19 protein-coding genes are annotated in these 25235 nt (G+C 37.5%); 2 read left to right on the forward strand and 17 right to left on the reverse strand.

Annotated elements, in window-relative coordinates:
- Positions 1 to 34: 34 nt before the first annotated feature.
- The 4 genes from JEP71_RS08615 to JEP71_RS08630 form a co-directional block, all read right to left on the reverse strand.
- Positions 35 to 382, reverse strand: a complete 348-nt coding sequence (locus tag JEP71_RS08615; RefSeq protein ID WP_198620366.1) for a YfiM family lipoprotein — start codon at positions 380 to 382, stop codon at positions 35 to 37.
- A gap of 131 nt (positions 383 to 513) precedes the next feature.
- A complete protein-coding gene (pssA, locus tag JEP71_RS08620) occupies positions 514 to 1872 on the reverse strand; it encodes a CDP-diacylglycerol--serine O-phosphatidyltransferase (protein WP_198626177.1) in 1359 nt (452 codons plus the stop codon).
- Positions 1873 to 2050: 178 nt separating this feature from the next.
- Positions 2051 to 4720 (reverse strand): bifunctional acetate--CoA ligase family protein/GNAT family N-acetyltransferase, encoded by a 2670-nt coding sequence (locus JEP71_RS08625; RefSeq protein WP_198626096.1) that lies wholly within the window; start codon positions 4718 to 4720, stop codon positions 2051 to 2053.
- 28 nt (positions 4721 to 4748) lie between these two features.
- Entirely contained in the window at positions 4749 to 5450 is a 702-nt protein-coding gene (locus tag JEP71_RS08630) for a tRNA-uridine aminocarboxypropyltransferase (RefSeq protein ID WP_196534197.1), read from the reverse strand.
- A 231-nt stretch (positions 5451 to 5681) separates the two neighbouring features.
- Here JEP71_RS08630 and JEP71_RS08635 point away from each other — a divergent pair, with 231 nt between their 5' ends.
- On the forward strand, positions 5682 to 6845 hold the full coding sequence (locus JEP71_RS08635; protein ID WP_100159391.1) for a tRNA/rRNA methyltransferase: 1164 nt from the start codon (positions 5682 to 5684) through the stop codon (positions 6843 to 6845).
- Between the two features lie 90 nt (positions 6846 to 6935).
- Here the strand turns inward: JEP71_RS08635 and emrB are convergent, their stop codons facing one another.
- The 8 genes from emrB to JEP71_RS08675 all read right to left on the reverse strand — a co-directional run bounded on the left by emrB (position 6936) and on the right by JEP71_RS08675 (position 16489).
- A complete protein-coding gene (gene emrB, locus JEP71_RS08640; RefSeq protein ID WP_109374058.1) occupies positions 6936 to 8453 on the reverse strand; it encodes a multidrug efflux MFS transporter permease subunit EmrB in 1518 nt (505 codons plus the stop codon).
- A 15-nt stretch (positions 8454 to 8468) separates the two neighbouring features.
- Positions 8469 to 9647 carry a multidrug efflux MFS transporter periplasmic adaptor subunit EmrA gene (emrA, locus tag JEP71_RS08645; RefSeq protein WP_198626097.1) on the reverse strand — a complete coding sequence of 393 codons (1179 nt, stop codon included), beginning with the start codon at positions 9645 to 9647 and terminating at the stop codon, positions 8469 to 8471.
- A gap of 192 nt (positions 9648 to 9839) precedes the next feature.
- The gene (gene mprA / locus JEP71_RS08650; protein WP_023581117.1) at positions 9840 to 10367 is read right to left on the reverse strand and encodes a transcriptional repressor MprA; all 528 of its coding nucleotides are present in this window, start codon (positions 10365 to 10367) and stop codon (positions 9840 to 9842) included.
- Positions 10368 to 10858: 491 nt separating this feature from the next.
- Positions 10859 to 12067, reverse strand: coding sequence for an MFS transporter (locus JEP71_RS08655; RefSeq protein WP_198626098.1), 1209 nt, complete (start codon positions 12065 to 12067; stop codon positions 10859 to 10861).
- A gap of 166 nt (positions 12068 to 12233) precedes the next feature.
- Positions 12234 to 12641 (reverse strand): hypothetical protein, encoded by a 408-nt coding sequence (locus JEP71_RS08660; RefSeq protein ID WP_198626099.1) that lies wholly within the window; start codon positions 12639 to 12641, stop codon positions 12234 to 12236.
- Positions 12642 to 12651: 10 nt separating this feature from the next.
- The gene (locus tag JEP71_RS08665) at positions 12652 to 13983 is read right to left on the reverse strand and encodes a phosphatase PAP2/dual specificity phosphatase family protein (protein WP_198626100.1); all 1332 of its coding nucleotides are present in this window, start codon (positions 13981 to 13983) and stop codon (positions 12652 to 12654) included.
- Between the two features lie 104 nt (positions 13984 to 14087).
- Complete coding sequence (locus JEP71_RS08670; RefSeq protein WP_198626101.1) at positions 14088 to 15857, reverse strand: bifunctional alpha/beta hydrolase/class I SAM-dependent methyltransferase; 1770 nt, start codon at positions 15855 to 15857, stop codon at positions 14088 to 14090.
- The gene (locus JEP71_RS08675; protein WP_198620373.1) at positions 15854 to 16489 is read right to left on the reverse strand and encodes a CDP-alcohol phosphatidyltransferase family protein; all 636 of its coding nucleotides are present in this window, start codon (positions 16487 to 16489) and stop codon (positions 15854 to 15856) included. Before JEP71_RS08675 ends, JEP71_RS08670 begins: the two co-directional genes overlap by 4 nt.
- Before the next feature lie 562 nt (positions 16490 to 17051).
- Here JEP71_RS08675 and JEP71_RS08680 point away from each other — a divergent pair.
- On the forward strand, positions 17052 to 19385 hold the full coding sequence (locus JEP71_RS08680) for a TonB-dependent hemoglobin/transferrin/lactoferrin family receptor (protein WP_232797567.1): 2334 nt from the start codon (positions 17052 to 17054) through the stop codon (positions 19383 to 19385).
- A 101-nt stretch (positions 19386 to 19486) separates the two neighbouring features.
- Here the strand turns inward: JEP71_RS08680 and JEP71_RS08685 are convergent, their stop codons facing one another.
- The 5 genes from JEP71_RS08685 to nrdF all read right to left on the reverse strand — a co-directional run bounded on the left by JEP71_RS08685 (position 19487) and on the right by nrdF (position 25211).
- The gene (locus JEP71_RS08685; RefSeq protein WP_198620374.1) at positions 19487 to 19837 is read right to left on the reverse strand and encodes a ribonuclease G; all 351 of its coding nucleotides are present in this window, start codon (positions 19835 to 19837) and stop codon (positions 19487 to 19489) included.
- Between the two features lie 283 nt (positions 19838 to 20120).
- Positions 20121 to 21116: a glycine betaine/L-proline ABC transporter substrate-binding protein ProX gene (proX, locus tag JEP71_RS08690; protein ID WP_075671542.1), complete on the reverse strand. Its 996-nt coding sequence runs from the start codon at positions 21114 to 21116 to the stop codon at positions 20121 to 20123.
- A 111-nt stretch (positions 21117 to 21227) separates the two neighbouring features.
- A complete protein-coding gene (proW, locus tag JEP71_RS08695; protein WP_198626102.1) occupies positions 21228 to 22427 on the reverse strand; it encodes a glycine betaine/L-proline ABC transporter permease ProW in 1200 nt (399 codons plus the stop codon).
- Complete coding sequence (gene proV, locus JEP71_RS08700) at positions 22420 to 23619, reverse strand: glycine betaine/L-proline ABC transporter ATP-binding protein ProV (RefSeq protein WP_100159403.1); 1200 nt, start codon at positions 23617 to 23619, stop codon at positions 22420 to 22422. The genes proW and proV overlap by 8 nt, the downstream gene beginning before the upstream one ends.
- Positions 23620 to 24242: 623 nt before the next feature.
- Complete coding sequence (gene nrdF / locus JEP71_RS08705) at positions 24243 to 25211, reverse strand: class 1b ribonucleoside-diphosphate reductase subunit beta (protein ID WP_196534186.1); 969 nt, start codon at positions 25209 to 25211, stop codon at positions 24243 to 24245.
- Positions 25212 to 25235 lie beyond the last annotated feature (24 nt).

Genomic DNA, 25235 nt, shown 5'->3' on the forward strand with positions numbered 1-25235 from the left:
CTCTGTCTCTATTTTATTTTTGAGAAATAAAACACTATTTTAATTGCTGATAAAGCAATGAACCCGCCGCAGCTCCCGCAACATCGTAAGCAAAATCATGCCAGCTCCAGCCAGTACCTTCTGGACGACTATCATAAAGCTCTTTTGCTGCACCTAAACTAATCGAAAACGAGAGCCCAATTAATAATCCTTCTCTATGACCATAATTTTGATGATCTGCATACGCATTTGCGCCCGCTGAAGCAACCATAGAAAATAAAAAATGTTGAGCTTTATCTTTGCCTTGCCAATTATCATTGGCAAAATGAAATGACTGACAACCCGTTAAAGTCATTATTGATAATAAAATGATCAGAGAACCACATTTAAGCCTTAGTTTCATAAAAAATAAAAGCCTTTTCACTGATAAAAATATTTTAATATAAGTGCTTATTAAGTATAGAAGATAATTTTAGAAAACAAAAAAGCCTTACTGATATTTAAGTAAGGCTTTAAGACGGGAAGCGTTAGCGTTTAAAGTATACGGCTAATTAATCTATCAACACGAATACGTCGTAATCGTTTGATTAATTTCTTCACTTTTAGAGGATAAAGTTTAATATTTTCTAGATCTTGGTAATGTTTTACGACAATAGTATGTTGGCGAATACAGGCTAACTCATTGTGTCGTTGCTCATGTAATTCATGCTTAGGATCATGAATTAATATGGCATTTTCTAAATCTAATCCCCATGCACGCGGATTAAGATTATTACCAGTAATTAATTGCCAGCTATCATCAACCCACATGCCTTTTAGGTGATAGGTATTATCGTTATCTTTCCAAAGTCTTACTGTTAATTGGTCATTATCAATAAAGCGTTGGAAACGTTGGGTAAATTTACGCAGATTGATCTCATAGAGATAAGGTAGAGCACCAATAATTTTAAATGGCTCTTCTGGTGGAATATAGAAGTCATTTGCAGTTTTATCACCAATAATAATTTCGACTTGCTTGCCATTTCTTAATAAATGACTGATTTGACGTACAAGGATCGCAGGTAAATTAAAATAAGGTGTACAAATAACAAGCTTTTCTTCAGTAGAAGCCATAAGGTGAGAAATTGTCTTATTTAAGATATTTTTCTTACCTAAACCCATTAAAGGTGTTACTGCCAGCTCGTTGTTAGACGCATTGGCTTTAATATCATAGCCATCACGAGTGCGTAAATTGAAACGAAATTGACGAATACAGTTTTTAATTTCGGCACAACGAACTCTATCTTTGATATCCAATCGTTGAATCGCTTCTGATTGCAAAAGATCAGTCACAATAAACTGCTTCATTGTGGAGGCTAATTCGCTATTTTGGATGATGTGATATCTGTCATAACGATATTTATCTAGTTTGTGCAAATAAACATTATTAATACTTGCGCCACTATAGATAACCGTATCATCAAAGATAAAGCCTTTAAGGTGTAATACACCTAATGCTTCACGAGTGTTTACGGGAATACCGTAAATAGGGATCTCGACATCAGGGTGTTGCTGTGCAACGTGGTAGTACCAATCTGCATTCGTTGCATCAGCAGAGACACCAATACGCCCACGTTGAGCACGGTGCCAGTCAACAATAACTGTAATGGATAATTCAGGACGTTGTTGTTTTGCGCTGTAAAGCGCATCAAGGATCTCTTCACCAGCCTCATCGTGCTCTAGGTAAAGAGCCGTAATAAAGATCTCTTTCTTTGCTTGAGCAATATATTTCAATAAGGTGCTGCGAAACGCGGACGTCTGATAAAGCGTTTCAACATCAGCAACTGACTGAGCTAATTTAGGCAGTTGTGCAAGGTGTTGTTGATGCTTAGCAAGTTTTAGTTTAGACAACATCACAGTGCTTAATTCTCTTGTTTATGATGGCAGATGGAGCCATCGTCCATGTAGATTTTCTTTAACCGATCTTCTGATCATAACATTAGTTATATGGGATGTACGCATAAAATCATCATATATAGCTAATTTATCAAAGGATGCGTGAACAATCACATAAAGAAACTTTCTCTTATGATTATAGCGTTGGGCCATCTTTTGATGTTCCAAGCTGCAAATCAAGATTGACTATTCCTTCATCAAATTGTACTTCAACAGAAAATCCCAGTTTTTTCGCTAAACTTATCATGTTGCGATTCTCAGGCATGGTTATCGCGGTCAAACGTTTAATGCCATGTTCTCTAGTATAGTTGATAAGTTTAGTCATAAGTTGATGACCTAAAGTATTTCCTTTTAAATCAGAACGCACAAGAATAGCAAATTCTGCATGCTGATTATCCGGATCTGCCATTGCACGGGCAACACCAATGATTTCAGGCCGATCTTCTGGATTTCGGATTGCAACAAAAGCCATTTCTCGATCGTAGTCAATTTGGGTCATATTCGCGAGATCGTCATGCGTAAACTCACTGATCTCACTAAAATAGCGATAATAAAGATCTTCTTTTGTTACTTGGTTTATAAAGGTTTTAAGTAACGGTTCATCTTCCGGCAAAATAGGGCGGATAAAGCAAGGATTGTTATCTCTTAGAAAGAAGGTTTCTTCTAATTCATTGGGATAAGGGCGAATAGAGAGCCTTTGATGAGGATCGCCTTGTAGAGGCGCTAACTCCATCGCGACATCGAGTAGTGTAAAATCATTACCTGAAGCCAGTAGAGGATGAATATCTAATCTGACAATTTGTGGACAATCTAAAAGTAAGTGAGAAACCTGCACCAAAAAATGGCTTAGACTTAATATATTTAGAGGCTGTAAAGCGCTTCTAGGCTGTATTTTTCCGCTTTTTATCGCATTAATAACTAGATAACGGGCAAGCGCCATATTAAGAGGTGGTAAAGCAACTGCAGCTTTAGTTTCTATTTGCCACTCAACTCCCCCTTCACCTAATACAATTAATGGACCAAAAATAGGATCTTGCTCTATTGCGACTCGTAGTTCTTGAGAGCCAGCTCTATTCGCCATACTTTGCACCAATAATCCCTGAATTTGTGCTTGAGGGTAGAGTTCTGTAACACGCTCTATAATAGCATGAGCTGCTGATGATACTTCTGTACTGTCTCGAAGATAAAGCATAACACCTTGTACTTCGGACTTATGAGGGATATCAGGAGAACGCAACTTCAGCGCAACAGGATAACCAATCTTTTCAGCAATATTGACAGCTTCTTGTGCATTATGGGCAATCCAAGTAGGAAGAGTATTAAAGCCGTAAGCTTCCATAATTGGCTGAACTTGGTGTGTGTCTAATCGATATTGCTTATTTTTTAATGCCTCTTCAATGCAACGATGTGCTTGTTGCGTATTCATTTTGACATCTAAAGGTAATGCCGGTGTCTCTTTTAACTGCTTCTGGTTACGGCGATATTCCACCATATGCATAAATGCAGTGACGGCACCTTCAGGTGTTCGATAGGTTGGAATTCCTGCTTCACTAAATAATTTGCGTGATTGCTGAGAGGAATACTCTCCGCCCCAGTTAGTGAAAACGGTAAGCCATTTACGTCGAGGGTGTTTATTGATGGCTTCTATGACTCGTTGCGCAGTTTCAATGCTAGGAGCAATGGCACTTGGTGTGTGAATAAGGAGTAAAGCATCATGATCATGGCTATCTAACAAACAATTCAATGCCAAAATATAACGTTCAACCGTTGTATCATCACCTAAGTTTAGCGGGTTGCGAATGGCATTTTCTTCTTGAATAACACTTTGTAGTTTTTGTTTTGTTTCATCTGTAAGTTGTGCGAGCTTTCCTGAATGCAAAAATAGCTCATCAACTGCCATTGCAGCAGGTGCAGAGCCATTACTCATAATCATTAATCTTTCGCCTTTTAAAGGCGTCATATAGCTAAGTGTTTCAACGGCAGAAAACATCTCATGGGTATCTTGTACTCGTAATAAACCCGCACGTTGAAAAGCGGCATCATAAGCCACGTCATAACTCGGTGTATCGCCCAATAACAGTTGAGCTTTTTGAGTACGACCACTTTTTATCACCAGAATGGGTTTATTACGCGAAGCACTACGAGATGCTGACATAAATCGTCGTGCATCTTTTATATGTTCGAGATGCAATAAAATAGCACTGGTTTTACTGTCCCTTGCTAGAAAATCTAATAAATCATCGACTTGGATATCTTGATTATCACCTAGCGCAATAAAATAGGAAAAGCCGATATTACGATAATAAGCCCAATCTAAAATCGTGTTGGCGACAGCCGCTGATTGCGAAATAAAAGCTAACTTTCCTTTTTTAACGGGAAGAGGTGAAAAGCTGGCATTTAAACCTTGCCACGGTGCTAAAAGCCCCAAACTATTTGGGCCAAGTAAACGGATATGATATTGCTGACAAAGTAATTTTATTGGCTGAAATTGTTCAGGTTGTGCAGAAAGCACAATCACGGCTTTGCAACCAGATCCACCTAATTGTTTTAGTAGCTCAAGGTTGCGACGATGATGTGTACAAATAATCGCGAGATCAGGAACTTGAGGCAATTTATCAATAGAAGGATAAGTGAAAACACCAGAGACAGAACCACGAGAAGGATTAATCGGAAACACTGGGCCATTAAATCCACCACTGAGCAAATTTTTCATCATGGTGGTTCCTGCTCGACCTAATTTTTCAGAGGCACCGATCACCGCAATAGATTTAGGACGTAATAGTGCTTCAAGACCTCGTTGGCTCATATCCACTCCAGAGTTTCATTATCAACTGCTATTCAATGTAGCTGATTTGATCTTCTTTTGCCTGACTCCGGTCTGGTTTTCCAAGTAAATATTGTTGACGAAAGTAACTAAAATGAGAAAAAAGTTGTTGTGAGGCTTGAATATCGCCGACATTCTCTAAAATAGAAGCTGCAACTTCTGCTGTACAATGTTGATCTTCCCTTGCTGCTTGGCGAAGTATGTACTCACATTTACTTGCCTCATTTAAAGAAAAGAGGGGTAATGAATTGAGATAAGGGCTTTTGCGAAACATTTTGCGTGCTTCACTCCAAGTGCCATCAAGGAGAATAAACAAAGGTGGTTTGCTATTTGCAGGGAGTTGGTTGTATACAACACGTTCATTTGACGCATAGCTTTCAGGGAAGACAACATAAGCTTGCCGATCTGGTGTATTGATTAGATCAAGCAAGGCCTGTTCTGGAGCGGTTCGGGACCATAAAAAAGCCTGCGTGTTTGGCAATACGTCGGCAATTAATTTCCCCGTATTACTTGGCTTCATCACTTCGGTGTCATACATCAATAAACAAAATTGGCTTTTTGCAGGTTGATTGACAATCGTGTCACAAAGACATTGTTTTTCAGGTAATAAGCAAAAAGAGCAACGTTTGGTACGAAAACCTCGTGCTTTAAAAGGGCGAGTCGAAATCGAAAGTCGATATTGACGAAGTCGAGAGACTGCATTGTCACGCATAACAGATTGACCAATACTCATAAAAAAGAATCGAATATTATCATGTTCAAAACAAACAAACTATTCAGTCTGTTTTTATCATAAAAATCATACTGATATATTGGTTATGCATGAGATGGAGTTAATTATCAATTGATCCTGATTAGTTTATCGATTCCTGTGCGTGATTCTCTCGGTGACAGTTGCTAAACTATCATGTAATCTGCGCCCCTATTGCAGTTGGAGAGACAAATGAACGATTCTTATGAAGGTAAAAACGGCAAGGTAAAAGTAATGTATGTCCGTAGTGAGGACAATGCCGATAATAAACCTAAAAAACCATCCCGCCGTCCTGAAAATGGTCGTGGTGATAGCCGTGATAACAAACGCGGTGATAACCGTGACGACAAAAATCGTGATAATAGACGTGGTGATAACCGCGACGATAAAAATCGCGATAACAGACGTGGTGATAACAAATTTTCTCGTCGTGATGACCGCGGTGCAGGTAAGCCTTCAGGGCGTGGCGCATCACGTAATGAATCAAAACCTTCTCGCGATAGCGAAGGCGGAAGTTTTTCTCCATGGAAAACAGTTTCTCGCCCTGCTGGCGAAGAGGCAATTAAAGAGCACGATGGCATTACTGGTAAGAGCCAAATCGATCCTGAACAGTTGCGCCGCCAACGTTTAGAAGAAACGCGCATTTATGGTGAAAATGCGTGTCAGGCTATGTTTAAAAATCGTCCTGATGCTATTGTTCGTGCTTGGTTTTTACAAGATGTGACACCACGTTTTCGTGATGCACTAAAATGGATGGCTGCAAATCGTAAAGCCTATCATGTTGTTGAAGAAGAAGAGATGGTCAAAGCGGCTCGTACCGATCACCATGGTGGCGTATGCTTCTTAATTAAAAAACGTGTTGGTCATGATGCAGAAACCTATTTGAAAGATGCACCTGAACATGATTGCGTTTTAGCACTTGAAGATGTGGGAAATCCACATAACGTCGGTGCAATTATGCGTAGTTGTGCGCACTTTGGTGTGAAAGGGGTTATCTCTCCTGATTCCGCTGTATTAGAATCTGGTGCTGCTGTTCGTACCGCAGAAGGTGGTGCTGAATATATCCAAGGTATTGATGCTGATAACTTTGCTCAAACTTTAGATAAATTTAAAAAAGCGGGTTATACGCTGGTGGCAACATCAAGCCATAAAGGCAGTGTGCCATTATCAAAAGCACAATTACCAGCGAAAATGGTACTGATCTTAGGTCAAGAGAAAGATGGCTTAAGTGAAAGCACATTAAATCAAGGTGATATGAGCATTTACATCGGTGGTACTGGGCACGTTGAAAGTTTAAACGTCTCAGTGGCTTCTGGTGTGTTATTAGCAGAATGGTGGCGTCAGCACCAAGGCTAATCGCTTTATTGCTTTAAAGAATAAAAAATCCCGCTTAATCATTATGATTTTTAAGCGGGATTTTTATTTATAAGATCTACGCTAATAGCATTATTTTCCTGGTGAGAATGGCGGTTTAGCAAACCAAACCACAATCATCATGATAAGAAAAATACCTGCTGCTAACCAAAAAATTTCATTGGCTGAAATAATCAATCCCTGTTCTGTAATAGTCTTAGCTAAATACGCTGACGCTTGTTCATTTGAAAGACCCAGATCATTCATTTGTTGGTACGCCATTTGCGAATCTGGATCGAGTGGATTAATTTTTTCTACAAAGGTTTCATGGTGAAGTGATTCTCTTTGTGTCCAAATTGTTGTGGTTAACGATGCGCCAATTGCCCCTGCCAATGTTCTTAAGAAGTTCGAAAGACTTGACGCTGATGCCATTTTTTCTGGTGGTAACCCAGATAATGTCATTGTCGTTAATGGCATAAAGAAACACGCAACTGCTAAACCTTGCCAGAATTGTGGCCATGCCACAGTGGCAAAGTCCATTCCTGGTTCGAAGGTATAAGCTCGCCAATAAAAACACACAGAAAACATAATAAAGCTAAAGCTGATGATATAACGTAAATCCACTTTACCACCAAACTTACCTATAATTGGTGTGATAATTAAAGGCAATAAACCTACGGATGCTGATGCTAATCCAGCCCATGTTGCTGTATAGCCAAAGACTTCTTGTAAAAGTAGTGGCAATAAAACAATAGTACCAAAATAGATCATATAGGCGAGGCTGAGTGTGACGCAACCAATGGTAAAGTTTCGACTCTTAAAGAGTGAAAGATCTATCACTGGATGATCGTCTGTTAACTCCCAAACAATTAAGAAGCTAAGTGCGACCACCGCCACAATAGTGAGGACTATAATTTCTGTTGAATTAAACCAATCGAGCTCTTTACCCTGATCAAGCATGATTTGCAAAGCACCTATACCCACGACGAGTAAAACAAGGCCAATGGTATCTATTGGTTTAATTTCAGTTTTTGTTTCGCGCCCAGATAAGGTGTTTGATATACACATAATAATCAACACACCAAATGGAACGTTAATAAAGAATATCCATCCCCAATGATAGTTATCGCTGATGTAACCACCTAAGATAGGGCCTAAAATCGGTGCAACAACAATAGTCACTGACCATAGTGCAAGCGCCATATTTCGTTTTGCTGGTGGATAGTTATTCAATAACAAACTTTGTGACAAAGGAATAAGTGGTCCAGCTACTAAACCTTGAAGCACACGAAAGAAAATAAGCATTTCAAGACTTTGCGAAATACCACAAAGCCAAGAGGTTAACGCAAAAAGTGCCGTTGACCACATAAAGAGTCGAACTTCACCAATACGTTTTGCTAACCAACCTGTAATTGGGATAGAAATAGCATTCGCCACACCAAAAGAGGTAATAACCCAAGTCCCCTGTGAGTTAGAGGCACCTAAGTTTCCTGCAATAGTTGGAATGGCTACGTTAGCGATTGTAGAATCGAGAACTTGCATAAAGGTTGCCAACGCAAGGGCGATGGTCATTAAAGCAAGTTTTCCTCCTTGTAATGGCTCTTTGATCACCTTTACACCTCGCCTTTATTGTCCTGCATTTTGTTCAATGATTTCATTGATCAGTTTATTAATCTCTGACATATCAATGGTTAAAGCATCAGTATGGTAAGCAGGTGTTTGGCGTTCGCTGTGTGATAATACTTTTCCATCAAGGTTAATCGTATCGACAGTCACTTCAGAAGAAAGACCAATACGTAATGGTTTTTCTGCTAATTCTTTTTCATCTAATGAAATACGAACGGGTAAACGTTGAACGACTTTTATCCAGTTACCACTGGCATTTTGCGCAGGTAATAATGAGAAAGCACTCCCTGTTCCCATATCTAAACCTAATACCGTACCGTGATAAATAACTTTTTTGCCGTAAAAATCTGTTGTGATTTTTGCTGGTTGGCCAATACGCATATTGGCGAGCTGGGTTTCTTTAAAATTGGCATCAATCCACATACCCGTTACAGGAACAACGACCATTAACGGTTTACCTGGTGAGACTTGTGCGCCAACTTGAACGCTACGACGTGAAACATAGCCATCTGTTGGGCTTAAAATTTTAGTACGTTCTAAGGCAAGCCATGCATTACGAACATCAGTTGATGCTTGTAAAACAGAGGGTTGTTTTGCAATTGGTGTATTTAATATAATTGCCTGGTTAGCATTATATTGCTCTCTTGCAACTTCTAAAGCCGCTCTTGCAGTAGAAACAGCTTCTCTGGCGTGTTGAAGTTCTTCTTTACCAATAACATTGCGTTCGCCTAAAACTTCACGGCGACGAAGATCATTCTGTAATTTAGTGAGCTCTGTTTCGCGTAAAACGATGTTTGCTTTTAATTGACGGCCGTTGATGATTTGCTGATGCATTTGGCGAACACTATTAGCTAATGCTGTTTTTGCTTTTTCTAATGCCAGTTTTTCATCACTTGAATCTAATAAAACTAAGGGTTCACCCGCTTTTACAAAATCAGTGTTATCCACATAAACGGTGGTAACAGAACCAGAAATCTGTGGCATCACCATGATTTGATTGCCAGTCACATAAGCATTATCTGTCGTTTCATGATGTCTTAGCACCAAAAACCAATAAGCTGTGTAAGCTGCGCCAGCAACAATAAATAGGATAGTTAGCAACAGTAGAACATTTCGGCGAGTTCGTTTTTTATTGCGAATGGGAGCCTGAGGGGGGGTATTTTCCTCATTAACACTCATTTAGAAGATCTCCATAAAACCAGAAAAACATCATTAGATATGTTTCCAGTATTAAAACTGGAAACATAATTATAAAGTCAATCTTAGAATAATTATTAGCGTGAAGGTAAATTATAAATGCTAATGGGTAAGTATGTTTGCCGATTTATGGCGTAAATAGGATTAGATCAATAAAACTATTTATTATGCTACTTATTCACAACCTTTTTCAGCCAAAGTATCTAATTGTAATAATAACTTACGCATTAGCGTTTCAAGCTGTCTTTGTTCGGATTGATCTAATACAGACCAGATTTGTTTTAAACACTGATGCTGCGGTGGTAATAAGCTATTTAAAAACTCTTCACCTGCATCAGTTAAATGGAGATGTAAACAACGGCGGTCATTATGACTTTCACGACGTTCAATCCAACCTTGCTTTTCAAGTTCATCAGCAATACGGGTTGCATTTGTTCTTGAAGAGCCCAAAGCTGCACTTAATTCTGATGGTTGAATACTACGATTTTCTGTCGTATCTAAAATCATTAGTGCCATAAATAATGTCTCGTTAATACCCTGAGACTTCAACATATTATTACGACTTTCAAGAAGTTTGCTTTGAACATGCATAGAAAGGCGAGTTAACAAAATTTCTTGATAAGGAATATCTTTGTTAAGCGATTTCTGTTGTGTAGCGCGAGTGTTTAGTAATTCTTCTGTTGGCGTAAATGAGCTTTCCATTTTTAGACACCTTGTTAGTTTCGAAAATTAGGATAATTTTGTTATCAACATGTTAAATGGTATATTAAACACACAATTTAGCAATTTTTATTATTTATAGTCACTATGTTTTTTTGATTATGTTACCTGATTCATAAATTTTCTGAATGATAACACAAAAAAAAGATAGGTACTTATCTCTTTGCAATAAGTTAATAAAATCAATTTATCACTTATCTGACAATGAATAGTAGTCTATTTGCGAAAAAAGGGATCATTTTTTACGATAAAACACGTAATAAATTTATTATCACTATCAATGGTTGTTATGTAGATAGTATCGAAATGAAATTATTTATACAGTGCTTTATTGGGTGGATTGATATAATTTTCTTAATAAAGAATGGGATGATGATATACATTAATAGTAATCACGCTGTTAAAACATTCATATTTTATTCTGATTAGTGGGGGGGTGAAGAAATAATATAACCCATCCTTGGGTCTAAAAATTATTCGGCGTGGATTATTGGATCATTTTTATAACCTAAAAACCAAACAATCAGACCGATAACACCAATGACTAATCCGGCGATAGAAACACCTGTCCATCCATATTGATGATAAGCATAACCTGATAGTAAAGATCCTAGCGCACCACCAATAAAATAACTTGTCATATAAGCGGCAGTCAGGCGGTTTCTAGCATCAGGTAAAATACGGTATATGGTGCTCTGATTGGTGACATGAACACCCTGAACAGCTAAGTCTAGCAGGACAACGCCAATAATAAAGCTGATGAGCCCAACCCAGTGATAATAAGGTGCAACAATGATAAAACCCCAAGAAAGAAAGAGGATGATTAATCCTACTGTGGTGGTTTTCTTGCCTTTTCCTTTATCTACTAATACACCCGCTTTACCCGCCATTAATGCACCTGCGGCACCTACAAGACCAAATAAACCAATCACAGCATCCGAGTAATTAAAAGGATCAGAAGCCAATAAAAAGGCCATTGAGGTCCACAATAAACCAAAGTGAGCAAAAATAAGCGCACCAACTAATGAGCGAGTTCTTAATATGGGAGTTGTTGCAAATAATTTGAAAATAGAACCTAGCAATTGGAAATAATTTAAGTTGGTTTCACTTTTATAAGTGGGTAAACAGCGCCATAAGGTGATGGCTAAAATCGCCAGAAAAATACTGGCTATCCAGAAAATACCCTGCCAATTAGTAAATGACGCCATTAACCCAGATGCGGTTCTCGCCAGTAAGATCCCGAGTAAAAGGCCACTCATAATCGTTCCGACAGCCTTTCCACGTTGATGTGGCGCGGCAAGCGTTGCAGCAAAAGGAACAAGAATTTGAGCTACAACGGAGAACATGCCTGAGAGTGCAGTTCCTATTAACATCACCCAAATATTAGATGCCATGGCGGTAATTAATAGGCCACTTGCTGAAATTAATGTCATGGTAATAATGAGTGAGCGACGTTCAAAAATATCGCCAAGAGGCACTAATAACATTAACCCTATGGCATAACTTAATTGTGCGGTGGTGACAATAAATCCAGCCAAAGTAGCAGATATGTGGAAATAGTTTGCGATTGAATCAAGTAGAGGTTGTGCATAGTAGTTACTGGCAACAACCATACCTGTGGCAACCGCCATAAGTAAAATAAGACCTTTGCTTAGCGATGTTTGTGGTGCGGTGTTTTCCATAATACTCGTAACAAATCATTTGTAAGGTAAATGATAGTAACATGAGTCATTTTTTTGAGAAAAGAATTACTGTGATAGAGATGTTCAATTAATTTGATACAAAACCTTAGAATATATTTTTATAACATATTGTTTTATATAATAAATAAACATTGGGTTTTGCTTGTTAATAACTAAAAAGCGTAAAAAAGAGCATAGCCAAACACCATATCCATTGAATTGAAACGCCAATCACGGCAAAAGAAAATAGGCGTTTAGTCCCTAGCCAACGGGCTTCCATAATCTGTTTTTGGGGACGTTTAGGAAATAATATAGAGAGACTTTCATCAAAACTAACATCGTCTTGATAACGATAAAGAGCTTGAAAAAAATGGCTATCAAGCCATAAACGAAAAAGATGATATTGAGTAAATAAAAATAAAAGAGAAGCAACAAAGAAAGCCAATTTATTGTGAAAATAAAGGCTAAATACAGGCAATGTGCTTATATAAGGTAACAGTGATAACAGCAGTAAGTAGCGCCAACTTTGAGTTAAAGACACAATGACTTTACCGCTAGTTTTTGTTGTCAGCATAGTTGCCTCGTTATCTATTTTGTTGGAAACGTGAATACCAAATTTGTAATGCCTCTTGTGTTTCTGAATTTAAGATCACTTGAGGGCGTGTTTGATACACCTGTTTTATTGCGTCTTCCAAAGTATCTACTGTGCCATTGTAAACGAGCCATGCAACCGCAATGGTTGCACTGCGTGAATAGCCTAATTTGCAATGAATATAAACAGTACCTACTTGGCTAAGTTGTTCCATAGACAACATGGCTTTGCTGATATCATCTGGAGATAATGGTAATAAATCGATTTGAGGTTGGGCTAAATAAAGCTGATTTTGGCTAAATTTGTTTCTTGGCCATTCACAGGTTAAATCAAAAACTGCATTTGCTTTTAATTTATAAAGTGGGCGTCCACCTAATAAAATACCTTCAGTTACTAAACTGGGTGTTTGGCAGCAAGTTAAATAATAGCGATAAGTACACCAAGCAAAAAAGCGATAAGGTAATAGGATTATCTGTGCAGAAAGGGGAATTTCACCCTGTGCATTTTTTTGAAAAATAGAAGCTCCAGCCCCTAAATAACCTAAAGTCACAAAAGTTAATGTGATTGCAGGCCAGAGAAAAACCCAAAAGAAACCTTGTAAACCAAAAGATAACAGGTAGAACACCATTGCTGATAACGCATAGTTTTTACCAATACGTAAACTGCGTCTGCTGCCAGTAAAATGCCATTTCCAACGTGAATTTATTGGCAATAAATAACAGATAAATACGCCAACACCAAAGCCTGTAATAATATCAATAAAGTGATGCTGCCATGTTGTCAGTACAGAAACAGCAATAAGCAATGACCATAAATTTAAAAACCATTGCCATGATTTAGGCGTATGTGCGCGAAAACGTAACCAAAGTATCCACAATAAGATAATGTGCAAAGAAGGAGCTTGATTATAAGGTAAATCAAAACCTTCTAATTGGGTAAATAACCAACCAGAAAATCCTTCTGTTGTTGGGCGAATAAAACTAAATTTTAAAGGAAATAATAAAAAACCAGCACAAGCAATAAGAGAGGCCACAATTAAACGTAGCCCATGTATAAATTGTTCTCTCAATGTTGTACAAATAATCAGTGAAATACCATAGGCAATATTCACACTCCAATAAGGAATGATTGTCCAAGGTAAAAAGGGAATCGCTTTTTCCCACGAATAAACAAAAGAAGGAACATCAGATAAAGTGGAAGTGTAAGTGTTAACTTGCATATAAGTTAAATAGAAAAATGGGGCAAGAAACAACAGCCATACAATACCAGCAAGCCAGATACTTTTTCTCGATGATGTTATTTGAGTGTGTTGGGTTCCACCCATACTAAAATTCCTTTCTTTGTTTATGTTTCTATTTTTACAACAACTTAAAACTATCGCTATATGTTGCCATATAGCGATAGCTCAGTTATTGATGGTGCATTCCGTTAGCGACGTTTTGCTATTGATACACTGAAAATACCCCAATGATCAATTTGTTGATCTAACTTCTCAAAACCAGCTTCATTAACTAAAGCATCCATTTCACCCTGACTACGGCAACGCATGATCCAAGGTTGTCCATTTTGGTGACTCGGTAATACACGCGCAATCATTTCAAGTTGGGGGTGCCAAGGTTGACAGGTATAAATTAATAAACCGCCACTTGGTATGGCTTGCGATAGCCCTTTTAAAGACTCTTTTAACAGATGATTTTCAGGGAATAATTCATAGAGCCCGCTGACAATACCTAATGTTGGTGAAGGCGAAACAGTACTCAAGCTTTCTGCATCAAAAGCGTTACCTTCTTCAAAACGCACTTTATCTTCTAAGTGACGTTCTTTAATCACCATTCTGCCTTGTTCAACGTTAATAGCGCTATAATCGCGCATTAAAATCGAATCGACCTTACCATAATCATTAACAGCATCAAAAAGATAGCGACCTTGTCCTGCGGCGATATCCATAATATGCACAGGCATATTATTTTGTATTAATTGGCGAATGGCATAACGAATTGTATTTTCAATATTAATTTTTCGTTGGCGAATGCCTTGCCAACCAATACTATTTAAATATTGTCTATCAACGACACGACCAAATAAGCCTTTTCCCTGCGGTTGATTACGATAGACATAATCCAGAGTTGATCCAGAATCAAAACCTTTATCGTAACCCAGAGCAACACCTTCAGATGCTTTACCTAAAGTGCTCATAGAACGGCTAAGTATTTTGTAATAAAGTCTTTTTGGACAATATGTAGGAAGAGGGGTTTGTAATGTGCGATAAACATCTGCACTATGGCTCCAAGTATCTTCATATTGGTAATCATGTTGATAAAGTGGTTGTGCAAATAATTTTTCAATAAAACTGCGCATTTTATTGATAGGGATAACTCTATCTTTCTCACCTAAGGTATCGTGGTAAAAGCCTGGTAGAACATGTTTTTCTTTAATTGATGTGTTTAAACGTTCATAGAAAAGATGTTGAGGCTTGGCGTGAACAACATGATCATTGCCTGAAATAAATAACTGTGTTGGTAAAGTAATCGCGTTTGCGTCTTCAACAACACGATCTGCTGTTTTATAAAGCTCTAATAAAATATTGACAGCAATAGGGCGAGTGATTAGTGAGTCTTGGTTAAAAGAGTCGATACGACTTTGGTCATGGGTTAGGTATTTCGCTTTCACATACGAATTAACATAAAAAAGCCCGCGAACTTTTTGCATTAAGGCAAGACCTGTACGTGCAAAAGGAACATATAATTTCACTTTAAATGCAGGAGAAGCTAGCACCATGCCACGAATTTTGGGAGCGTAATCGTGTACCCAACCAGTAACTAAAACGGCACCTACACTTTGACCAACAACCAGAATATTCTCCATTGGAATATTATAGTTAGAAGAAACGTAATGAACGAATTCGTCTATATCTTTTATTGATGTTCCCATTGATGGGCTATAACCACGAGCACCTTCATTTTTACCATGCCCACGAGCATCCCAAGCAAACATTGAAAAATCAGGAAGATCTAGCTCATCAACGAGATGAGCAACACGGCCTGAGTGCTCATGTCCTCGGTGAAATAAAATAATTGCTTTTGGCTCAGTGGTAATTTGAGCCGGCCAATGACGATAATACAACGGTGTCTTATCGCTGGTGGTAAATTCAGACTCAATCATATTCCTTTGAGTTTGATATTGCGGCTGTTGATTCATAACGATGTATCCTTATCTTTATCTGTCATCGTTGCTTCTTTTAGTGCGCGATGAATTCGGTGATAACAAGTCAACAAAAGTAATAAATTAATAATAATAAAAAGATAATGTGTGCTTTCTGATAATGTCAGTGAGGGGAATAATCCGATAAAAAACGCAATAGCACCAAAAATAAAAGCTCTATCACTTTTTCCCATCGGGCCATCATAACGACGAGAAGCATTAATAGTTTGGGCTAAAACGCCTAAGAACTCAGTCATTATCATTAAAAAAAGTGTCAGCATGATCCACCAGTAGGCTTGTGGAAAAATAAAAGCAAAAGGTAGATAGAGTGCAATGTCTGAAATAACATCACTGGCTTCGTTTAATATCGCCCCAAGCGCACTTTTTTGATTATGTTCTCGTGCAAGCATGCCATCTATGGCATTAAGCGCCATACGAAAAAAGAGGACAAAAGGGAGTAATAAAAATAAACGAGGGGAAGGATAAAGTAAAAGTAACCCACCAACGGCAATGGATAACAGTAAAGCCGAGAGCGTGACCTGATTTGCGGTGATCCCTTTTGTGAATAACTGTTCTACATAAGGGCGCAATAGAGATTGAAATTTGGGTTTTAGGTCATAAATTGTCATGACGCATCCTTGTGTTCAAAAGTGCGTATATTGCCTCAAAATTATTATTTTATTATTAGCTGATTTTTATCCCATTGAATATCTTTATTTCAATGGTTTAATTTATTTAAGATTTAAACATAAAACTAATATCTGAAATTTACTTGAATTAATAATTATTTAGCGCTTTAAAAAAGGGAAAATAAGATACGCATAATTGTAATTATCAGACTGTTCCGTGTCTGTTTTATTCTTTTTATTTTAAGAATGATTAAATTTTCTTTAGTAATATATTCGTAATTATAATTAGAGAATTAAATGAGAGGAATGAAATAAGAGGAATGAAATAAGGAATATCAAATACCTTATAGTAACTAATGAAATTAGTTTGATTTATTAAAAATATCATTTTAGGTAAGATTTAAATCTAACAGGAGTGTATCAATAGAGTAGTTATCTGTATTGAGTGATAAATGCAAAAAAACTAGATAATGATAATTATTATCATTATCATAATTAGCGCTGTTAGTTACAGCTCTAACCATCTATCAAACTAATAACCATACAAAAAGATACTACTATTATGATCCATTTCTTAGCAAAAAATGATGCTTATCGTCAGGGAATTGGGATATTTTCATTTTCGTCATCAGCGATTGCATTATTATTGACTTCACTCACTTCGTTAAATAGCTATGCAACTGAAAGTGTAAAACCAGAAATAACGACATCCACAAAGTCGGAGAGTCCTGTACAACCAAAATCGAGTGAAAAGATTATTCTTGAGCCTATCTATGTATCAGGTGAGCTCAATTCGAGTGTTGATGCAGGAAGTACCGTTCTGACATTAAAAGATATCGATAGAATTCAGCCTAATAATATTGCAGAGCTGGTGGATAAATTACCCGGAATTTCATCATCGGGTTCACCCAGACCAGGTGGTCAAACATTAAATATCTGGGGGATGGGTAATCCTGAAGATATTAAAATCACCCTTGATGGTACACCTAAAACCTTTGAGAAATATCGTCAAGGTTCAATTTTTATTGATCCTGAATTAATACGTCGTATTGATGTTGATAAAGGGCCTCATAATATTACTCAAGGAAATGGCGGATTTGGTGGTTCGGTGAGAATTGAAACCAAAGATCCCGATGACTTATTATTACCCGATCAGAATATTGGGATGTTTTTAAAATACGGACATCATACTAACGACAGACAAAATCGTTATAGTGGTGCGGTATATGGCAAATTACTTGATGGTCAAGCTGACGGATTATTCTATTTCAACCGCCGTGAAAGTGATGATCTGCGACGCCCTGATGGGACTAAATTTGGCTATTCACAGTCAGACCAAGATTCTTTTTTAATTAAAACGAATATCTATTTAACTGAAGCACAAACATTAACGTTATCAGCATCACGATCAGAAAGTGATGGTTGGACACCTTGGGCGGCTAAACGGGATGAATTAGCTAAACCTAGCCAAGCTGAAGTGGATAAATATGGCTTTGATGCGGCGATGAAACGTAAATTAGTTTATCGTGATCAAAAAGATGACACCTTCAGTGTGAAATGGAATATTCAGCCAGTTGATTCTGATCTAATTAATTTAACGCTTACCTACGGTTATTCAAAAACTAAGCAAAACGATAGTCGCCCAGAGACAGCAAGCTCCTATTTTAGCAGCAGCATGGGAAATCAAAGTTGGGTAGATTATCGAAATCATCAAATTGAAATTAAAAATGAAAGCACTATTATGCAAGGTGCTTTAGAGCATAAAGTATTAGTGGGAACACGTTGGCATCGTAATGATCGTGATGTCTTAATGTTTACTCGTGATAAAGCTAAGAATCCAAATTATAACTATGGATATTATGCGCCTCCTTATATGCCAGAAGGTACGCAAACGACAACCAGTTTCTATCTTCAAGATTCGATGAGTTATAGAAACCTGACGATAACACCAGGCGTTCGCTACGATATCGTTAAAAATCAAGGTAAAGGAAGCCGAGCTATCACTTATCAAGATCCTGATCCCTATTATGGCCATGATTATTCGGATGTGACTTATAGCGGGGCAACGCCTCACTTAGGTTTATTATGGAAAATGAATCAGAATTTCAGATTCTTTGGTGATCTAACCTACACATGGCGAGCGCCATTGATTGATGAGCAGTATGAAGTTCAAGGAAGTGTTTCTAGCTTAACGGGAACAAGTCGCCACCTAGATAAAGAAACAGTAAGAGCTGCACGAATTGGTGCAATTGCAGACTTTGAAAGTGTTATTCAGCAAGAAGACCAACTGCAATTAAGAACAACACTGTTTGATACTCGTGGCAAAGACGAAATCTTCCGCCGCCGTGGTGTCTATTGTGAAAGCCAAAAAGTGGATGGGCATAATGGAAATTGTCCGCCTTCAATAGGTAATTACCGTAATTTACCGGGTTACCATATTCAAGGGTTGGAAATTGAAGCCTTTTATAATAGCCCTAATGTATTCGGTCGTTTAGCGTATTCAACAATGAAAGGAAAACGTGACCAATCACCGCGTGATCCGTGGTTTGGTCAAAAAACATGGATTGCAGAGATCCAGCCTGACGCTTTACATGCCACCCTTGGCGTAAAAGTACCAAGTATTAATGTCAATATGGGATGGACGGGCGATTTTATTGGCGCTCAACGCCGCTCGCCAATAGATGCTGATCCTGATGCTGGCTATTGGTCATTACCAAAAAGTAAAGGTTATGCAATCCACGGTTTATTTGCGAATTGGGAACCTTCTTTTATAGATAATACTGAGGTTCGTTTTACGGTCGCAAATTTATTTAACCGTGATTATTACCCTTATTTAGGTGAATCAGTTTCAGGTGTAGGACGTGATTATCGATTTACTGTGGTAAAACGTTTCTAATATTACTGAAAATAAAAACTGCGGCCTTTGGTCGCTTAAATAAACCCCATAGATATTATGGGGTTTATTGTCATTTAGAATTCAATACTCAAGATATTGAATTAATAACCGTGTGATGCAGAAGTTGCAATCATTGCCATCATGGTAGTGAAGAAGAAAATAAAGAAAAGAACAGCCATAATGATACTAATAATAAAGTAAATAAAGCCCGCTCTGTTCCATGTTTCTTGCACTTTCATAAAGGTTTCAACAGAATCGTAATCACCACTTTTCCAAGCCCATTCATTCCCTTTAATACCACAGACAAAGATCCAAACAAGATTAAGCAAAGGAACAAGTACTAATAATGGAAGATAGGATTTATTACCGAAACCCCAAATAATATTAAACATGAAAGCACCCCAGTTCCAACGTTTAATTTCTTCAGGTACTGGTTTGTTAGTGTAAGACACAGTTTATTCCTTATTTAAAATAATAAATATAAAAATGAAAATGCCAAAATGGCAACTGGAGAAAGGAATAATCATAATTGAATAAATGAGAGAATGAAAGACAGGTATATCTTTGCCATTAATAAAAAGAATAATCTTAATAATAAAGTTGTATTAAGATCTTTTAATTTTTATATAAACTCGTTTTGCCTAATTACATGTAATTTTAGTTTTTTATAAATAAAAACAGGCCACAATAATGTGACCTGTTTTGTGATAATCTTAATTTAAGATTATTTATTGATTACTTTGCAGCAGCCTGAGCTTGTTCAATCCAACCATCAAAGGTTTTTTGATGGGCTTTGATCCATGCATTAGCATGACGTTCAATATCTGCTTGTGATTTTTGACCATTATGCATACGCAAGTTTTGCGCATTAATATCGGCAACAGACACTTTCATCACTTCAAAGAGTTTTGCCGCAGCGGGATTTTCTTCAGCCCATTTTTTATTTGCTGCAATATGCATAGTACTTGGTGGAAAGCCGTAGTTTTTACCATTTGCTAATGTGGTATCGGTTTTATCATCACCTGGTAACGAAGAGAAGGGGACTTGTAACCAAACAACATCTTTACCCGGTTTTAATACATCACTTATCCAGTAAGGCGTCCATGTGTAATAAAAAATGGGTTTGCCTTCTTTATAGCGAGTAATGGTATCTGCCATCATTGCCGCGTAATTGCCTTGGTTATGTGTGACAGATTTTTCTAATCCATAGGCTTTTAAGTGGTTGTTGATCGCTTCTTCACAACCCCATCCCGGATTACAACCTGTTAAATCAGCTTTGCCATCACCATTGGCATCAAATAATTTGGCAATTTTAGGATCTTTTAATTGCTCAATATTCGTAATGTTATATTTCTCTGCTGTTTTTTTATCAATCAAGTAACCTTGAGCTGCATTAACGACATAATCCCCTTTACGATAAAAGGTATTATCACCTCCCGCCGCTGCATATTGTGAATTATGAAGAGGAACCCAACTGACTGCCATAAAAGTTGCATCACCATTGGCGATAGAGGAATAAGCAACGTTATAGTCAACTTCTTTAATTGGCTGAACAGTGTAACCTAATTGTTCTAGTGCTTTATTGACGATTAACGTTTGAAAGGTTTCTTCAGAAATCGTACTTTGCACGGGTTGAACCGAAATCCCTTTTCCAGGTAAATCAGCAGCGGATAACTGGGTGCTTATCAGTGTGGCGGACAATACTGTTGCCCAGATAACTGGATTACGCATAGTTTTTCCTTCTGTTGTGATGGTAAGAGATAAATAGCGACAGCGAACTGTCGCCTCTATTTCTTGTATTGATTTTTGATACTGATTTTAAATAAATAGTGAAAATATTTATTACGATGCTTTTTTGCCAAAGAGTCGACAAATTAAACCGATAGGCCCTGTCATATACCAGCATCGATTGCCTTTATGACGGCTGTTTTGACCTAAAGATTGTGTTAATCGGTCAAGAATAATGGCGAGGATAACAATACCTGCACCTCCTACGGCAGCAAGTCCCATATCAAGGCGACCTATACCGCGTAATACCATTTGACCTAATCCACCAACGGCTATCATTGATGCAATAACAACCATTGAAAGCGCTAACATCAGTGTTTGGTTTACACCAGCCATAATCGTTGGCATGGCGAGTGGCAATTGCACTTTAAACAGCATTTGACGAGGATTTGCACCAAATGATTGTGCCGCTTCAATTAAATCTTCAGGGACTTGTTTGATCCCTAAAATAGTCAATCTCACAATTGGAGGTAAGGCAAAAATAATGGTGACCACAACGCCGGGTACGTTACCAATACCAAATAACATGACAATAGGCACTAAGTAGACAAACGCAGGTGTTGTCTGCATTGCATCCAGTAAAGGCCGAACAATTTTGGATGCTCTATCACTGTTAGCTAACCATATTCCTAATGGGAGCCCGATAATAAGACAAAACAGTAATGAAGTGAGTACCAATGCAAGGGTAACCATAGCTTCAGACCAAGCACCAATCGCACCAATTAAGATTAATGAGATAAAGGATGCGACCCCCATGACTTTGCCTGAAAGTTGCCATGCAATCAGAGAAAACAGAATAATGGCGATAGGTGCTGGCATTGAGGTTAAGAAATTTTCAAAACCACTTAATACCAAATCAACTGGTACACGAATACCTTGGAAAACAGGGCGAAAGTGCAACACAATCCAGTCAATCGCATCGGTAACCCATGAATCTAATGGGATCAGCGTATTGTGAAACGGATCCATAAGATTGAAAGAATCGGGTGCGACATCCGTCGATGCGGCATCTAGCCAATCACTGCCAGCGGATGAGGTGTCAATATTGTCAGTACCACTGCCTGCACCCCACGGATCGGCATCTGTTGATATACTGTCAGCACTGCTCCAAGGATCGCTTTCTGTTGCGCTAGTATCTGTTGTTGCCCAAGGATCATCATTTACGTGATTGGTTGTCTCTTGTGCAGTTTCGTTTGTCGCAGCCTCTTGGATCTTTGTATCCAAAACTGTATTTTGATCTGTTGTATTACTCATTTGGCGTCTCCTTATCCAGTGCTTGTAGTAACATTCCTTTAGAAATTAAGCCGATATAACGGTTTTTTTCATCAATAACAGGAATTGCACAGGGAGATTGTGCAACCGTTGAAATCAGCTCGTTTAACGGTGTATCACCATTAATGGCACAAGGCTCAGGTAAAATAGCTGACTCAATAGGTTGTTTATTCTTGAGTGCCTCTTCAAGAGATGTGACTGAAACAATACCAACAAATTTTCTTCCTCGTTCAATGAGATAGCCAAAGTTTCTATCTTCATCTTCGAGTACTTTTAATGCAGATCGAGGACCAAAACCGGGCGCAACATGCAGTAAGGTTTCTGGGCGACGTTTGGCTATATCTTTTGCACTAAATACGTGGCTAATATCAACACCACGGAAAAACGTACGCACATAATCGTTTGCTGGATTGTTGAGTATCTCATCTGGTGTTCCCGTTTGGACAACAACGCCACCTTGCATAATGGCAATTCGGTCACCAATACGCATCGCTTCATCCAGATCATGAGAGATAAAGACAATGGTTCGCTGTTTATCGCCTTGTAAGCTTAATAACTCATCTTGCATTTCAGTACGAATTAACGGGTCGAGTGCTGAAAAGGCTTCATCCATTAACAAAATATCAGGATCATTAGCAAGCGCACGCGCAAGGCCGATACGTTGACGCATCCCACCAGAAAGCTCATCAGGCCAAGAGTTTGCGTAACTACCCAAGTTGACTTGCTCTAAGGCATCCATCGCTTTTTTATAACGCTCATCTTTGCTTAACCCCGCGAGATCCATTCCAAATGCAGTGTTATCAAGCACATTCATATGAGGCATCAATGCAAATGACTGAAACACCATACTGATTTTTTTACGACGAACTTGTCGTAATTCTTTATCTGACATGGTGGCAATATTTTCACCATCAATAAGCACCTCTCCCTTTGTCGGAGAGATCAGACGATTGAGAAGGCGGACTAGAGTGGATTTACCTGAACCAGATAACCCCATGATGACAAATATTTCGCCTTCTTCAATTGCCAGATTTGCATTTTGAACGCCCACTGTAAGCCCTGTTTTATCAAAAATCTGATCTTTATTCATACCTGATTCTAATAATTCAAAAGCGCGTTTAGGGTGCTCGCCAAATACCTTGTAGAGATTTTTTACTTCGAGTTTAATTGCCATGCAATATAGTGTTTCCTATTTAAATATTGAAAGGAATAAATTAAATATTAATAAATAAGTGTTGTTATTTTTCCTAAATAAGATTTTTAGTAAGAGAAATACCCTACCACAATGATTGAGTCTGACAACCCTATGTTAATTATAATTAATTAAATAATTTGGCTGTTTTTTCTTTATTTTTAATATGATTAATAATTAAATAAAGTGAAATAAATAAAATTTATTAAAAGAGATATTATCTTCTAACTAACTGAAATAACTTTATTTTTAGAGATATTGTTATTTTGATTAGGATCTCAATAAAAATGAAAACTCAATATCAAAATAAAAGGGAAAAAGAGATGAAAATTAAATGAAAAAAAATCATAATGCATTAGTTAAATTAATGTTTGTTATCTTATTATAAGCTCTATCTACTTAATGTAAGCTAAAATTATTCGAAAAAAATTGATTTTTTGACAATATTGAACGGCAAAAATCAATCAATTAGATTGTTTAGTGAACAAATAAAAATACACCAAAAAATAGTCTATATTTTTCAGTGTATTATGTTTTATATGTGATACATAATTAAATTGAATGTATTGTGTTATTTATCTTAACTTCAACTAGGCTAATAAACCTTAAAAATCCCAATCATCGTCTTCAGTGTTAATGGTTTTTCCAATAACATAAGATGAGCCTGAACCAGAGAAGAAATCGTGATTTTCATTTGCATCTGGTGATAATGAAGAAAGAATTGCAGGACTGACATCAGTTATTTCATCAGGGAATAAAGCTTCATACCCTAAATTCATTAATGCTTTATTTGCATTATAATGAAGAAATTTTTTGACGTCTTCTGTCCAACCTACAGTGTCGTAAAGATCTTCGGTATATTTCACTTCATTGTCATATAAATCTAATAATAATGAGAAAGCAAAATCTTTAATATCTTGTTTTTCTAATTCTGATTTATTTAATAACTGATTTTGAAATTTATAGCCAATATAATAACCATGAACGGCTTCATCCCTAATAATAAGACGAATTAAATCAGCTGTATTGGTTAATTTCCCTCGACTTGACCAATACATTGGTAAATAGAATCCTGAATAAAATAAAAAGGATTCTAAAAAGACGCTGGCGATTTTTTTCTTTAAAGGATCTTTATCTTGATAATAACGCAAAATAATTTCTGCTTTCTTTTGTAAGTAAGGATTTTCCTCACTCCAACGGTATGCCTCATCGACATCGGTTGTTAAGCAGAGTGTAGAAAATATCGAACTGTAAGAACGAGCATGAACCGCTTCCATAAAACAGATATTAGATAATACTGCTTCTTCATGAGGCGTGAGTGCATCTGGCATTAAAGTAGGTGCGCCTACGGTGTTTTGGATCGTATCAAGCAAAGTTAACCCTGTGAAAACACGGATCGTCAGTTGTTTTTCAGCTTGAGTCAGCGTGTTCCATGAGGGAATATCATTAGAGAGTGGAATTTTTTCAGGTAACCAAAAATTCATGGTTAAACGGTTCCAAACTTCTAAATCTTTTTCATCTTCAATGCGATTCCAGTTAATCGCATTAACGTGGCTTAATAAAGGTGATGACATGCTATGTTCTCCTTATTGTTATTA

The sequence above is a fragment of the Proteus sp. PR00224 genome (assembly GCF_016238105.1).
GTDB lineage: Bacteria > Pseudomonadota > Gammaproteobacteria > Enterobacterales > Enterobacteriaceae > Proteus.